The following is a 12901-nucleotide window of genomic DNA, read 5'->3' on the forward strand; positions in this document are numbered from 1 at the left end:
GCGAAGTACGTCACGCGCGGCCGCTGCCGGACCCCGAGGTCGACCTCGGCACCGGGCTTCAGGGGGCTGGCGCACCAGACGCAGGCGGTACCGCGTACCTGCTGGGGCGTCAGGGTGTCGAGGGGCGGGAGCGCGGGGTGCTCACTCCGATCGCTCACTTGCTGGGCTCTGGTCATTCTCCGAGCTTCGGCGTGAGCAGCAGTTTGTGCGATGACCGGCGGGTGTTACCTAGGCGGTAATACGCTCGTTAAGCACGGTGGATGTCTCGCTAATCCGTCTGTTGAAGGTGATCTGTATGGCCGTCACGACCACCGGGCCGCTGCCTCCCGGGCTCCTCGACCGGGACGACATGCGTCGCGCCCTCAAGGAACACGACTTCGCGGCCGTCTTCGCTCTGGCGAAACAGCACGGCGGGCTTTCGCAGAACCGGATCGCCTCCGCGTGCGAGCTGACGCCGGGGAAGGTCTCCAATGTCATCAACGGTGCGCAGCAGATCACAAGCTTCGAGGTCGTATGCCGCATCGCGGACGGCCTCCGTGTACCTGGCCCCCTGCTCGGCCTTGCCACTCGCCCCTGGGAAGCTGTGTCCGAGGATGAGGCGGCACCGGTCGACGAGCGTACTGGCGACGAAGACGAGGCTGACCTACCGTGGCGCCGCGACGCCACGGTAGCAACGGCTGCCCGTTTGACCAGGAGCGACTTAGTGCTTGATCGCCGTGCAGCGTCGAAGGCGCTGGCCGTAGCAGCGGTGGGTGGCGCCGCTCTACTGGAGCCTCTGGAAGGGTGGCTGGTCGATTCCCCGCAGACTGCGCCGATCACCCTCGCCGGGCGGCTTGGGATACGCGAGTGTGCGGAGCTTGAGGCCGCGGCACGAACCTTCAGGCAGTGGGACCACAAGTACGGTGGCGGGCTGCGAAGGAAAGCTGTCGTCGGCCAGCTCGCGGAGGTGGCCGATGCCCTGCAAGAGCACCAGACGGCAGCGGTCGAGGAACGGCTGTTCCGGGTGATGGCTCAGCTTGCGGGGATGGCTGCCACCATGTCGTGGGATTCGGGGATGCAGCGCCGCGCGCAGGACTACTACAAGACGGCGCTGAGGGCCGCCCACGCTGGCGGTGATGTGGAGTTCGGGACGAACATCCTAGCCGGAATGGCCCGTCAGATGCTCTACCGAGGCCGCCCGAAGGATGCGGCGGAACTCGTGCGGCTCGCCCAGGACGGAGCCCGCGGGAAGGCCGGTCCGCGCGTTCTGGCGATGCTCCACACTCGCGAGGCATGGGCCTATGCCGCGATGGGCCGGGTAGCTGCCTTCCGCCGCGCGACAATGCAGGCCGCTGAAGCGCTGGCGGACGCCGGGCCGGCCGAAGAGGAGGGCGCTCCGTACTGGATCGCGTACTTCGACGAGGCGGAGCTGGCCGGCGTGACGGGTGGACGTCTGCTCGATCTCGCACGCCAGGACCCAGCAGACCAGCGCTGCGGTCGACGCGGCGGAGCTGACGCAGTCCGAGCGTGTGAGAGACCTTCTCAGCGGGCTCTATCCCTACACGGTGGGGCGTGACGCGAGCCGGGGGTTGCGTGAGGCGAGGGATAGGATTCGCGGCCTGTTGGCGGGCTGACGAAAGGGGACCTGGCCGTGACGACCTATGCCGTTACCGGGCACATGGACTTGACCGACGATACGGCGCGTCTCGTGCGGACAGCTCTGAAAAGTCTCTTCGAAGCGGACTCGGGAAATCTTGTCGGGGTCTCATGCATCGCGGCGGGAGCTGACTCGCTCTTCGCCGAGGAGCTGCTTGCTGCGGGTGGCCGACTGATCGTGGTGCTGCCTTCTCGGGACTACCGGGAGACGAAGGTGAAGCCCGGCCACGCCGCGACGTTCGACAGTCTGATCCGGGCGGCCTCCGAGGTGGTCGTCATGACGCATGCCACGGCGAATCGGACGGCTTACGAGGCGGCCAACGGCGAACTACTGAGGCGCGGGGACCGGCTGGTAGCCGTTTGGGACGGCGCTCCTCCCTCGGGCGAGGGCGGCGGCACAGCAGACACGGTCGCCCAGGCGCGAGCGGAAGGGCTTGAGGTAGTAGTCGTGTGGCCCGGGGGGGCTCGTCGGCAGGGCTGACCGGCGGCGCACAGCCCCCAGCGCGTCCAGGAGGCGCGGGAAGCCGGCGCTCGTGCGCGCAGGCGTTATCCCGCCGCCGGAGGTCGAGTACATCCAGGGGGTGGGGGGTGGGGAAGAAGCCGTGGGCGAGGAAGGCGTGGAACATGCCGCGAGAGAACGGCCTCCACGTCCTGCGCCACACGTTCGCTTCCTATGCCCTCGCCGAAGGTGAGGCAATTACACAGCTCGCCGCGGGGCTGGGTCACAGTGTCCCAGCCTTCACGCTCCGGACCCACGCGCACTTCATGCCACGGTCCGGCAGCCGGGGCATCGATGCCCTTGAGGCGATGTTCGCGCGCCGCCGCACGAGCGAGGCGACAGATAATCCCCTGGAAATTCCCAGGCCCATCCCGAAGCAAAGCGGGGAGGGTAAACTCGCTGGTCAGAGCGAGTAGCGGCAGACGAGTCGGGCTGTACGCCGGATTCTGTCGCCCGGGCGCCTCGCGGCGGCCGGGGAGACGGCCATCCATCTAGGGCCGGCGTTGCCGCCGGCCTCGTGCGGTCTACCCGCGGACTCGGGCGGGCAGCCCTCGTACGTCCGCGCAGGAGCACCGGGGTGCTCCCTTTTGACCTTGCTCCAGGTGGGGTTTACCTAGCTGCCCAGGTCACCCTGGGCACTGGTGGTCTCTTACACCACCGTTTCACCCTTACCGAGGACCGAGGTCCCCGGCGGTCTGTTTTCTGTGGCACTGTCCCGCGGGTCACCCCGGGTGGCCGTTAGCCACCACCTTGCCCTGTGGAGTCCGGACGTTCCTCGGGAACATCCCGGAGGATGTTCACGCGGCCGTCCGCCCGGCTCGTCTGCCGTGCCGCCATGATACGGGGTCCCCCGCGGCCCCCGCCCCGCGCGGCTCCCCTCCCTTTCGGCTCTCCGGGTCCCCGGCGCTCCCGTTGCCTATCCTGTGGGCGGACCGTTCACTCAAGTCCGCCTTCACACAGAGGAGTTCGTCATGCCCGGACCCGCGAACGACGGCACCGCGGCGGCGGTCGACTCCAGTAGGCCGCACCCCGCGCGGATGTACGACTGGTTCCTCGGCGGGAAGGACAACTTCGCGGCGGACCGGGCGCTGGGGCAGCAGATGGTGGCCGTCGAGCCCGGGGTGCCGGTGATGGCGCGGGTCAACCGTGCCTTCATGCACCGCGCGACCCGCTGGCTGGCCGGCCACGGCGTACGACAGTTCCTCGACATCGGCTCGGGGATACCCACCGAGCCCAACCTGCACCAGGTCGCGCAGGCGGCCGCGCCCGACGCCCGGATCGTCTACTGCGACCACGACCCGATCGTGCTGGCCCACGCGGAGGCCCTGCTGAAGGGAACCTCTCAGGGCGCCGTCGACTACGTGCAGGCCGACGCCTGGGACGTGGACCGCATCCTCGACCGCGCCACGAAGACCCTGGACTTCGGGCAGCCGGTCGCGCTGTCGCTGATCGCGCTGCTGCACTTCGTGAGTGACGAGGACGGCGCCTACGAGCTGGTCGACCGGCTCACCGGCATGCTGGCGCCGGGCAGCTACCTGGCGATCTCGCACCTGACCGCCGACTTCCACCCGGAGCAGGCGCAGCAGGTCGACGACCTCTACAAGGCGAACACCCTCACGCTGGTCCCGCGCACCCGGGACCAGTTCACCGCGTTCTTCACCGGCCTCGAAGTCGCCGGGCCCGGCATCGTGGCCGCCGAGAAGTGGCATCCCGAGCTGGGAGATCCGGTGCCCGGCCAGGAGGACATCGTCAGCCCGGGCTACGTGGCGGTGGGACGCAAGCCGTGACCGGCCGTTCACGCGATGGCTCGCGCCGTGGCCGGTCCGCCGGTTCGCTTACCCTGGCGCGGGGCCCGTCGAGTGACCGAGGAGAGAGAACACCGTGCTGGTACTGCTGCCGCCGTCCGAGGGCAAGGCCGCCGCTGGGCGGGGCGCCCCGGTGGATTTCGCGGGGCTCTCGCTGCCCGGGCTGAACGCGGCCCGCGCCGCCGTGCTCGACGAACTCGTGGAGCTGTGCTCCGGGGACGAGGCCAAGGCGCGCGAGGTGCTGGGCATCGGCGAGGGGCTGCGTGGCGAGGTCGCGAAGAACGCGGGGCTGCGCGAGGCGGGGACCCGTCCGGCGGGCCGGGTCTACACGGGTGTCCTGTACGACGCTCTCGGTCTGGCCTCGCTGGACGCGGCGGCCAAGCGGCGGGCCGCCCGTTCGCTCCTGGTGTTCTCCGGGCTGTGGGGCGCCGTCCGCACGGGCGACCGCATCCCCTCGTACCGCCTGTCGATGGGCGTGAAGCTGCCCGGGACCGGTCCGCTCGCCTCGTACTGGCGGCCTGTCATGGCCGAGGTGCTGCCCGAGGCGGCGGACGGCGGGCTCGTGCTCGACCTGCGCTCGGCCGCGTACGCCGCCGCGTGGAAGCCGAAGGGCGAACTGGCCGGGGCGACGGCGACGGTGCGGGTGCTGCACGCGCGCACGGTGGACGGCGTCGAGAGGCGCTCGGTGGTCAGCCACTTCAACAAGGCGACGAAGGGGCGGATCGTGCGGGACCTGCTCGCGGACGGCCGGCTGCCCGGCTCGCCCGCCGAACTCGTGACGGCGCTGCGCGACCTGGGCCATGTCGTGGAGGGCGGGGCGCCCGCCGACGGCGGCGGGCCGTGGGCGCTGGACGTCGTCGTGACCGACGTGCACTGAGCTGACCGCCGCGCGCTGGAGGAGACCGCCGCGTGCTGAGGGGGATCCCCAGCCTGTTGCATCCTCCGCAACGGGCTTTGCGCCCTGCGCACACAGCGAGGCAGGATGAGGTCATGACTTCTCCCTCGTCCCCCTCCGCCTCCTCCTCGGCCTCCGTCTCCGTGCTGGAACTCGCGCCCGTCGTGCCCGTCGTCGTCGTCCAGGATCTCGCGGACGCGGTCCCGCTGGCCCGCGCCCTGGTCGCGGGCGGGCTGCCCGCGATCGAGGTGACCCTGCGCACGCCGGTCGCGCTGGACGCGATACGGGAGATCGCGCAGCGGGTGCCGGAGGCGGTCGTGGGCGCGGGGACGGTCATCTCCCCCGAGAACGTGGACGCCTCGGTGCGGGCGGGCGCGCGCTTCCTGGTGAGCCCGGGGTGGACGGACACGCTGCTGGAGGCGATGAAGGCGTCCGGCGTGCCCTTCCTCCCGGGGGTCTCGACGACCTCCGAGGTGGTCGCGCTGCTGGAGCGCGGGGTGACGGAGATGAAGTTCTTCCCGGCGCGGGCGGCGGGCGGCGCCCCGTACCTCAAGGCGCTCGCGAGCCCGCTGCCGCAGGCGCGGTTCTGCCCGACCGGCGGGGTGGACCTGGCCTCGGCGCCCGAGTACCTCGCGCTGGACAACGTGGGCTGCGTGGGCGGTTCCTGGATGCTGCCGGCCGACGCGATCGCGGCGAAGGACTGGGGCCGCGTCGAGGCCCTGGCGCGCGAGGCCGCGGCGCTGGGCGCGGTCTGACCGGTCACCCCGGCCCGTCGCGCTCACACCGGCCGCAGCTCACACCGGCCGCCGCTCACCCCGTCCGCGGGGCGGCGGCGGCCGGTTGCAGGTGGTGCGTGTCGTTGAACCCGCGCAGGCTCGCGTTGCCGTCGGCCCAGTAGGCGAGCCGGGACAGTGAGGCCGGGGCCAGCTCCATGCGGTACAGGGACTGGGGCGGGGCGCCGAGCGCGAGCCGTACGAGTGTCTTGACCGGGGTCACGTGCGTCACGAGGAGCACGGTGCGGCCCGCGTACCGGGCGCGCAGCCGTTCGCGGGTCTCCTCGACGCGGGCGGTGACGGCGGTGAAGCTCTCGCCGCCGGGCGGTGGGGTGCCGGGGTCGGCGAGCCACGCGCGGAAGGCCTCCGGGTCGCCGTCCCGGGCCTCGGCGAAGGTGAGCCCCTCCCACTGCCCGAAGTCGGTCTCGCGCAGCCCGTCCTCGGTCTCCACGGGCAGGTGGAGCAGGTCGGCGGCGGCCTGCGCGGTCTGGAGGCAGCGGGTCAGCGGGGAGCTGACGATCGCCTCGACCGCGTCTTCGGTGCCGTGGAGACGGGCCAGTGCCCTGGCGGTGCGGGCCGCCTGTTCCTGACCTGCCGGGGAGAGCGCGGGCCCGGTGGTGCCGGGGCGGCCGCCCGAGAAACGGCGCTCCGGGGTGAGGGCGGTCTCGCCGTGCCGCAGCAGGACGAAGGTGGTGGGTGTGCCCAGGTCGGCGGGCGCGCGGCGCCCGCCGACGGTGCGGGGGTGAGCCCCGCTCACAGCCCCGACTCGGAGGTGCGGACGAGGATGCGGCGGCAGTTCTCGCAGCGCACGACCTCGTCCGGCCTCGCGGCCTTCACCTCGTTGACCTCGGTGATGTTCAGCTCCAGCTGGCAGCCCTCGCAGCGGCGCTGGTACAGGCGGGCGGCGCCCACACCGCCGCTCTGGGTGCGCAGCTTCTCGTAGAGCTTGAGCAGGTCGGCGGGGACCGAGCCGGCGACGACCTCGCGCTCCTTGCCGACGGTCGCGGCCTCGGCGTCGATCTCCTGGACGACGGCCTCGCGGCGCGCGGTGGCGTCCTGGATCCTGGCCTCGACGGAGGCGACCCGGTCGGTGAGTTCGGCGACCCGCTCCTGGGCGGCCTCGCGGCGCTCCATCACTTCGAGGACGACGTCCTCCAGGTCGCCCTGGCGCTTGGCGAGGGACACGATCTCGCGCTGGATGTTCTCCAGGTCGCGTGGGGAGGTGACGGTGCCGGAGTCCAGGCGCTGCTGGTCGCGGGTGGCGCGCTTGCGCACCTGGTCCACGTCCTGCTCGGCCTTGGTCTGCTCGCGGGCGGTGTCGCCCTCCTCGGTGCGGGCGGCGACCAGCAGGTCGCGCAGCTGGGTGGCGTCCTTGGTGAGGGCGGCGATCTCGGCGTGCTCGGGCAGCGACTCGGCGCGGTGGCCGAGCTGGGCGAGCCGGGTGTCGAGGGCCTGGACGTCGAGAAGGCGGATCTGGTCGGCGGGCGCGGCGTTCAGTTGGGGGCTCCTGTGGAATCGAAGTGGGTGGACCAGGGATCGGTGACCGTCTTCGAGACGTGCACGCGCAGCTCCCAGCCGTGGCGGTCGGAGATCTCGTCGAGCTGGGCGGCGGCCTGCTCGCACCAGGGCCACTCGGTGGCCCAGTGAGCGGCGTCGACCAGCCCGAGCGAACTGTGCTGGGTGGCTTCCGAGGCCGGGTGGTGACGCAGGTCGGCGGTGAGGAAGGCGTCGACGCCGCTCGCCCGCACCGCGTCGAACAGGCTGTCGCCCGAGCCGCCGCTGACGGCGACGGTACGGACGGGTGCGGCGGGGTCGCCGGCCAGCCGGACGCCCTGCGCGGTGGCGGGGAGGCTGCGGGCGGCGAGCCGCGCGAACTCCCCGAGGGTCATGGGCTGCCGGGGCTCGCAGATCCTGCCGAGTCCGCGCCGGCCCCCGGGGTCGCCCGGGTCGGGCACGAGGGGGCGCAGCACGCGCAGGTCGAGCGCCCCGGCGAGCGCGTCACTGACTCCGGGGTCGGCGGTGTCGGCGTTGGTGTGCGCGACGTGCAGGGCGACGTCGTGCTTGATGAGGTCGTGGACGACGCGGCCCTTGAAGGTCCCGGCCGCGACGGTCGTCGTCCCGCGCAGGTACAGCGGGTGGTGGGTGACGAGCAGCCCGGCCCCGAGCCGTACGGCCTCCTCGGCGACGGCCCGTACCGGGTCGACGGCGAACAGCACCCGGTCCACCTCGGCGTCCGGGTCCCCGCACACCGTACCGACGGCGTCCCAGGACTCGGCGCGGTCCGGCGGCCAGAGGGCGTCGAGCGCGGCGATGACTTCAGACAGACGTGGCACGGGGAAAGGCTACCTGCAAGCGGACCCGCCGACGCAGTCGCGCACAGGGGGTGAGGGGCGGGCGACCCACGGCGACGGGCGGGCGCGGGAGCCGAACGCCCGCGCGCCCGGGGACGCGCACCTCCCGGCAGGCCGAACGCCCGCGCGCCCGGGGGAACCTGGTCCACGCCGGGCCGCGGGGTCCGGCCCCGCTCGCCGCTACTTCGCCAGGTAGCCCTGGAGGTCGTCGAGGACGAGGTTGGCGGCGGTCACGCCGAGGCCGAGGTACCAGGTCTCGTCCGGGACGTTCTTCGCCTGTCCGTCCTTGACGGCGGGCAGCTTCTTCCAGAGCGGGTTGTCCTCGGCCTTGGCCCGGTCGGTCTTGCTCGCGTCGCCGTAGACGCCGGTGAAGATCCAGTCGGCGTCGGCGGAGTCGATCTTCTCGGGGCTGATCTCGGTGGCCAGCTCGTCGATCCGCTGGTTCTTGGGGCGGGGCACCCCGACGTCCTTGAGGATCGTCCCGATGAACGAGGCCTGTCCGTAGAGGCGTACGCGGTCGGGCATGTAGCGCAGCATCGTGACGGTCGGCTTGTCGGGACCGATCGCCTTGCCGACCTTCGCGGCGTGCTCGTCGTACGCGGCGAGTTCGGCCCTGGCCTCGGCGGTCTTGTCCAGCGCCGAGGCGTTGAGCAGGTAGTTCTCCTTCCAGGTGAAGCCCGGGCGGATGGAGAACACGGTGGGCGCGATCTTCGAGAGCTGCGGGTAGAGCTTGGCGGCGCGCAGCTGGCTGCCCAGGATGAGGTCGGGGTGGAGGTTGGCGATGGCCTCCAGGTTCAGGCTGTTGAGCTGCCCGACGCTCTTGGGGCTGCCCGCGTCCTTCTTGAGGTAGGACGGGATCGCGGACCCGTCGGTCTGCGCGTAGCCGACCGGCTTGACGCCGAGCGAGACGACGTTGTCGAACTCGCCGACGTCGAGCACCACGACCCGCTTGGGCGCGGACTTCAGCGTGGTCTCCCCCATCGCGTGCTCGACGGTACGGGGGAACTCGCCGGCCTTCGCGGTGGTCCCCATCTTCGCGGTCTTCGCGGCGGCGGTGGCGAACTCGTCGCCACCGGTGGCGACCGACTTCGAGCCGCTGTCGTCCGCCTTCGCGGCGCCGCCCTGCTTCGCGGAGGACGAGGAGGAGCCGTCGCCCCCTTCGTCGCTGGAGCAGGCGGCGAGGGACAGCGCGGCGGCCACCGCGAGGGAGACGGCGGCGGTGCCGCGACGGCGTGGGGACATGGGAAGGGACTCCAGGGGGCTCGCACAGCCGCCACCGAGCGGCGACTTAGGTTTGCCTTACTTTACGCAGCCGATCATCGCGCGGCACACCGGCCCCCCGACGCAGCACACCCGGCCCCCTCCCCTCAGCCGAATTCGGACATTGCCACCCGTTGGGGTGAAGTCGCGGGTGCCGTACCACCGAAAGGGCCCGCGGTAATTAGCTTCGTCGCCGGAGGTGACAGAGCGATGACGGTCAGTGAGACCGCACGACGGGGCACGGGGTTCGTGATCGCTGCGGACGGTTCGTACGCGGCCCGGCTGGTGACGTCCCCGCACGCCCGGCAGGAGGCAGCCGCTCCGGACCGGGCCGGCGGGCCGCCCGGGCCGGGTGCGAACGCGCCGGTTTCCGGCGGGGCGGCCGAGAGCGGTGCCGGGCCCGGCGCGGGCGGGCGCGGCGCATCCCGGTACGCGGAGCGGTGGACGCTCGGCGGCCCCGAGCCGTACGCCGTCGTGCTGCCCACGGCCCGCCCCGAGGAGCCCGGGGCGGAGGTCCTGCCGATGCCGGACGGGCGGGTGCTGATCCACCGTTCCTCGGACGCGACGCACTTCTTCTCGCTGCTCTACCCCACCGGCCCCGAGACCGGCGAACTGCCGCTCGGGGCCGTCGAGTGCCTGCGGGCGGACGGCTCGCCGGGACAGCTGTCCCTGTTGCCGCCGCCCCCGGTCGCGCAGCGCGCCTACGCGCTCGCGCCCGGACTCCACTCGACCTCGGTGTGGCTCGTGGCGGGGGGCGCCTTCGGGCCCGAGCACCTCGCGGAGATCCCCGGTCACTGCACGGGCGGGGTGTGGCTGGACCGGGCGGGCCGCATGCTGGCGGTGGACCGGGCCGGGGAGGACGGCGTGGTCAAGGCGGTGGCCGTGGACCTGGAGCGCGGCGGGGAGGTGTCGCCGCTGCTCCAGATCGCGCAGTCGAGCAACGACCGGCTGCTGCTCGCCGACATCGACAGCGGGCTGCTGCTGATCCGCTCGGACGCTCCGGGCCAGGACCGGCTGGCCTGGGGCGTGCTGGGCAGTTCCCTGCCGGTCAGGTTCCCCGAGTGCCTCGCGGGCGGGGACCGGGCGCTCACCCCCTTCGCGATCCAGCCGGGCCAGGACCTGCTGCCCGAGCACAGCGCGGTGGCCTTCCGCGTCGACGGCGTCACCGGCGGCAGCTGGATCGGCGTGTGGCGCCCCGCGGGCCGCAAGCTGCATCAACTGCCCTCGCCGCGTGGCTGGCTGACCGGCTCGGGGCTGTGGACCAGGGAAGGCGTGCTGCGGCTGCCGCAGGTCACGGAGGACGGCTCCTGCGGACTCGCCCGGGTCACCTGGCCCGCTGGTTCGGAGACCGGCGAGGTGGCGCTGGGCGAGGCGGCGCACGAGGACACCGCCCACGAGGCGACCGCCCCGGCGCGGTCGCCGGAGCACCGCGCACAGCCGCGGGGCGAGCGGGACCGGGAAGAGGCCGAGGGTGCGTCGACCGGGCCCACGGCACCGCCATCGGCATCCGCGCCGCCCCCGGCACCGGCACCGGCCTCCGCGCGACCACCAGCACAGGCACAGGCATCCGTACCGCCACCGGCGTCAGCCCCCTCGCGTCCGGAGACTCCTCCCCAGGCTCAGGGCGCCGCCCCCCACCCGCACACCCACGAACGGACCAGCGACGTACCGGACTCGGCCACCCGCCCTCTGCCGCGGGTGAACCCCGGGGTCCCCCTCGCCCGCGCGGAGGCCGGGGCGGACGTCACGGCGGACGTCACCGGCGGCGTCACCGGGGACGCCACAGCGGCGGCGACGCAGGAGGCACCGGCGCGTCCGCCCGCCGAGGCGCGCCGGCCTCCACAGGAGCCGATGCCGCCGACCGCACCCCCGCCGGCCCCCTCGGCCGCGCCCCTGCCGACGCGGCAGGGGCACCGGGCGCCGCCCCCGGCCGCGGACTCCGAAGTGCAACTCCCCGAGCAGCCCACGTCCTTCGCCCTGTCGGTGACGGCGGTCTCCGGTTTCGCCGGGGTCGCGGGCCCGTCCACGCTGGCGTCCGGGGTCCGGTTCGCGGGAGCGGCCATGCGGACCGGGCTGATCACGACGGGCAGGGCGGCCCGGGAGAACGCCACCCCGCCGGACTCCCGGTCCGCCACCGGCGGCCGCCCCGCGCAGGAGCACCCCTCCGGCATCACCTGGACCACCGCCCCGCCCGCGGGCCCGTCCGGGGCGGATGATGGCGGGCCCGTTCCCGCACAGGAGGCCCCCCTCACCAGATGACTGACGGGGCGTGAGAAAATCCCGGGGCTGTTGTGCATGTGAACGAGTACTACGGGGTGACGTTCCTATGACCGAAGCCAGCATCGAGCACGCCACGGAGCCGTTGACCACGGCGGGCGGAACCGGGGGACCGGGCCGTCATCGTGGCCCCGCCTCCTCCCAGCCGGGAGAGGGCGCGGCGCGCCACTCGCAGGGCCGCCACCGCAAACCGGTGGAGGCGGCGGGGCGCGAGCAGAGTGCCACGCGGGAGCAGGCGGCCGCCTGACGGACCGCCGTCCGGGTCCGCTCCACGGGGCCCGGTTCCTGCGGGAGGGGCCTCGCGACGCAACTGTCGCGGGGCCCCTCCCGTGCGTACGGCGGCGGTCAGCGCCCCGCCCCGTGCTCCAGCAGCACCTCCCCCAGGACGGGACGGACCGCGTCACCTGCCGCCTCGGGCCCCGCCGGGCCGGCCGACACCTCGGCGACGATCCGGCCGGTCGCCCCGGTGTCCGCTCCCGTCCCCGGCTCCGTACGGGGCCCGGTTTCCGGCCCCGGCCCGGTGACCCGCCACATCCGCACGTGCAGGTGCTCCCCCGGGTACACGACGCCGGTGAAGCGTGCCGCGTAGCGCCGTACCCCTTCGGGCCGCCCCGCGAGCAGGGTGTCGACGAGGCAGCGCAGGGTCATGCCGTAGGTGCACAGGCCCTGGAGGACGGGGCGGCCGAAACCGGCGCGGGCGGCGTACGCGGGATCGGCGTGCAGAGGGTTCCAGTCGCCGCTGAGCCGGTACAGGAGCGCCGCGTCCTCCCGTACGGCGAGTGACCGTACGGCGTCGGGTGCGCGCCGAGGGGGCGGGCAGGCGCGGTGGGCGGGGCCGCGGTCGCCGCCGAAGCCGCCGGCCCCGCGGGCGAAGAGCCGGGAGCGGGCCGTCCACAGCGGCCCGGTGGCGTCGGTGGCCTCGGTGCGCACGCCGAACACGGCGGCCGTCCCCTTGTCGTGGACCCCGGTGATCCGGGTGCGGGTGCGGGCCGTCCCGGCGGCGGGCAGTGGCCGGTGGAGCTCGACGTCCTGGGAACCGTGCAGGACCCGGGCGAGGTCGAGGTCGAGGCCGGGTACGTCGAGCGCGCCCAGGACGTCGACGCCGCCGGCGACGGTCGCGAAGGAGGGCAGGACCCGCAGCCGGTCCTCCAGGGTCCAGTGCGGCTGCCCGGGACCGGCGCCGAGGCCGAGGTGGTAGAGCAGGACGTCCTTGTGTCCCCAGCGGACGGTGCGCTCGCGGGGCGCGGCGGCGAGGACGCGGCCGGGGTCGACGGGGGAAGGCATGGGCGGGCGGCTCCTCGGCGTTGACCGTCACGGGGCGCCGGGGCGGCCGGTGCGCCGCCCCCGGGCACCCATGACATTTGTCCTGCCGCAGACCGTACAAGCGCCTCTACTGGCGGGACGCT

The 12901-nt window shown here is 73.4% G+C and carries 10 protein-coding genes, 1 other RNA gene and 2 pseudogenes; 7 read left to right on the forward strand and 6 right to left on the reverse strand.

What is annotated here, in order from left to right; all coding sequences use genetic code 11:
* The first annotated feature begins 295 nt into the window (after positions 1-295).
* Positions 296-1555 (forward strand): helix-turn-helix domain-containing protein, encoded by a 1260-nt coding sequence (locus AB0J21_RS14305; RefSeq protein ID WP_363146196.1) that lies wholly within the window; start codon positions 296-298, stop codon positions 1553-1555.
* Positions 1556-1630: 75 nt separating this feature from the next.
* Positions 1631-2116 carry a hypothetical protein gene (locus tag AB0J21_RS14310; RefSeq protein WP_363146197.1) on the forward strand — a complete coding sequence of 162 codons (486 nt, stop codon included), beginning with the start codon at positions 1631-1633 and terminating at the stop codon, positions 2114-2116.
* 437 nt (positions 2117-2553) lie between these two features.
* Here the strand turns inward: AB0J21_RS14310 and rnpB are convergent.
* Positions 2554-2955, reverse strand: an RNA gene (gene rnpB / locus AB0J21_RS14315) — RNase P RNA component class A.
* A 150-nt stretch (positions 2956-3105) separates the two neighbouring features.
* Here rnpB and AB0J21_RS14320 point away from each other — a divergent pair.
* The 3 genes from AB0J21_RS14320 to eda all read left to right on the forward strand — a co-directional run bounded on the left by AB0J21_RS14320 (position 3106) and on the right by eda (position 5589).
* Positions 3106-3921: an SAM-dependent methyltransferase gene (locus tag AB0J21_RS14320; protein WP_363146198.1), complete on the forward strand. Its 816-nt coding sequence runs from the start codon at positions 3106-3108 to the stop codon at positions 3919-3921.
* A 94-nt stretch (positions 3922-4015) separates the two neighbouring features.
* Positions 4016-4816: a peroxide stress protein YaaA gene (gene yaaA, locus AB0J21_RS14325; RefSeq protein WP_363146199.1), complete on the forward strand. Its 801-nt coding sequence runs from the start codon at positions 4016-4018 to the stop codon at positions 4814-4816.
* A gap of 113 nt (positions 4817-4929) precedes the next feature.
* A complete protein-coding gene (eda, locus tag AB0J21_RS14330; RefSeq protein WP_363146200.1) occupies positions 4930-5589 on the forward strand; it encodes a bifunctional 4-hydroxy-2-oxoglutarate aldolase/2-dehydro-3-deoxy-phosphogluconate aldolase in 660 nt (219 codons plus the stop codon).
* Positions 5590-5644: 55 nt separating this feature from the next.
* On the opposite strand, the pseudogene AB0J21_RS14335 reads toward eda, so the two are convergent.
* The 4 genes and pseudogenes from AB0J21_RS14335 to AB0J21_RS14350 form a co-directional block, all read right to left on the reverse strand.
* Positions 5645-6325, reverse strand: a pseudogene (locus AB0J21_RS14335) (histidine phosphatase family protein); the annotation flags it as partial.
* A gap of 35 nt (positions 6326-6360) precedes the next feature.
* Positions 6361-7104, reverse strand: coding sequence for a C4-type zinc ribbon domain-containing protein (locus tag AB0J21_RS14340; protein ID WP_363146259.1), 744 nt, complete (start codon positions 7102-7104; stop codon positions 6361-6363).
* Entirely contained in the window at positions 7101-7940 is an 840-nt protein-coding gene (locus tag AB0J21_RS14345) for a Nif3-like dinuclear metal center hexameric protein (RefSeq protein ID WP_363146201.1), read from the reverse strand. Before AB0J21_RS14345 ends, AB0J21_RS14340 begins: the two co-directional genes overlap by 4 nt.
* 198 nt (positions 7941-8138) lie before the next feature.
* Entirely contained in the window at positions 8139-9200 is a 1062-nt protein-coding gene (locus AB0J21_RS14350; RefSeq protein ID WP_363146202.1) for an iron-siderophore ABC transporter substrate-binding protein, read from the reverse strand.
* Between the two features lie 228 nt (positions 9201-9428).
* Between AB0J21_RS14350 and AB0J21_RS14355 the strand changes: the two are divergent.
* Positions 9429-10541, forward strand: a pseudogene (locus AB0J21_RS14355) (hypothetical protein); the annotation flags it as partial.
* A 1003-nt stretch (positions 10542-11544) separates the two neighbouring features.
* Positions 11545-11742 carry a hypothetical protein gene (locus AB0J21_RS14360; protein WP_363146203.1) on the forward strand — a complete coding sequence of 66 codons (198 nt, stop codon included), beginning with the start codon at positions 11545-11547 and terminating at the stop codon, positions 11740-11742.
* Positions 11743-11840: 98 nt separating this feature from the next.
* On the opposite strand, the gene AB0J21_RS14365 is transcribed toward AB0J21_RS14360, so the two are convergent.
* Positions 11841-12779, reverse strand: coding sequence for a MaoC/PaaZ C-terminal domain-containing protein (locus AB0J21_RS14365; RefSeq protein WP_363146204.1), 939 nt, complete (start codon positions 12777-12779; stop codon positions 11841-11843).
* Between the last annotated feature and the right edge of the window lie 122 nt (positions 12780-12901).

The sequence above is a fragment of the Streptomyces sp. NPDC049954 genome, assembly GCF_040656295.1.
GTDB lineage: Bacteria > Actinomycetota > Actinomycetes > Streptomycetales > Streptomycetaceae > Streptomyces.